Origin of the sequence: Caballeronia sp. SEWSISQ10-4 2 (assembly GCF_030464885.1) — a bacterium.
In the GTDB taxonomy this organism is placed as follows: domain Bacteria; phylum Pseudomonadota; class Gammaproteobacteria; order Burkholderiales; family Burkholderiaceae; genus Caballeronia.
In genome coordinates this window covers 1-1,023 of the sequence record NZ_JALPRJ010000211.1, presented here as the reverse complement: position 1 = coordinate 1,023, position 1,023 = coordinate 1, and the positions used below count along the sequence as shown (strand labels likewise).

1 protein-coding gene is annotated in these 1,023 nt (G+C 58.7%); it reads left to right on the top strand.

All coding sequences use genetic code 11. The features are described 5' to 3' along the window. Nucleotides 1–192: 192 nt before the first annotated feature. The gene (locus tag M0D69_RS43645) at nucleotides 193–777 is read left to right on the top strand and encodes a hypothetical protein (RefSeq protein ID WP_301787985.1); all 585 of its coding nucleotides are present in this window, start codon (nucleotides 193–195) and stop codon (nucleotides 775–777) included. Nucleotides 778–1,023 lie beyond the last annotated feature (246 nt).

The window sequence follows — 1,023 nt, the reverse complement described above, 5'->3', positions numbered from 1 at the left end:
CGTCTCCTTACCTCCCCGGGCCTGAAGTCCGGGGTTTCACGGAGACCCTGATGAAAATCACGGGGGGTGAACTGCTTTCGGAGAGAGGTGAAGGTTTCTTTCATCTTTTGGGCCGTGGGTCACAGATCACGGAGCAATACGGCGTCATGTTGCGCCATGTTGCGCCATGTTGCGCCCAGTCGGAGATGCATCATGGATCCACTTGGAAACGAATGGCAATTGACCGGCAGCGGCGGATGTAGCAGACCGACCGGTAGCCCTGACGTTCTGCTTCGGCGCGCGCAGCGTGCCGAAGCAGAACTCTCCCGGCTGGAAAACCAGTTGAAATCGAAGGAGCGTCAGGTGACTGAGTTGCAGATGGCTCTGGCGCATTCTACTGCCCGGCACTACGCGGTTGAGGATCGTTTGGAACGGGAGCTCGATTGCTTGCGCGCCATGGTTCCGCCTGGAGGATGGAGCGACCCTTTCACAGGGACGGCGCAGCGTGCGTGGGGCGATGGACTGCGTGATCCTGAAGGCGGCGTGATCATCCATCTTCCTTATGTCACCGCAGTGCTTTCAGTGCTGTTCGATGCGATATACCTATTCTGGAAAGACTACGACGCAGACAATCCCCCGAAGTCATCGACTGTGGCCCGTGCGATTGATGAGCGCCTTGACTTCAGGGCGCAGCCTAATGGCGAGGCATCCCGTAGCGGACAGGCTTACGCTTCAGCGATCAGGCCTGACTGTATAAAGGAGGCAGATAATCGGCATCACGTCCGTCGTCGCGTTTGACAAAGCGAAAAGGCAGGCTTGAGCTGAGATCTTTTTCGCGCGCAGACAAAGGCGATGAGCGCAAGGGCCGCACCCGATGATTCAGCAGAACTCGAAAGGCGTGCTGCTATCCGGCGTGTATCCGCCGCTGCCGCAGAGCAGTCTTGATCTACCTGCATGGCGCACCTTGCAAGGGGGCGTCCCGTCATCGCTTAGCGCGGGAAACCTCGGCATTCATGCCGGGGAGGGATAGCGCAGCTTGCGCAG

Bases quoted from the DNA above. Each gene is read 5' to 3' on its own strand.
- M0D69_RS43645 (WP_301787985.1), top strand. From the start codon at position 193: ATGGATCCACTTGGAAACGAATGGCAATTGACCGGCAGCGGCGGATGT.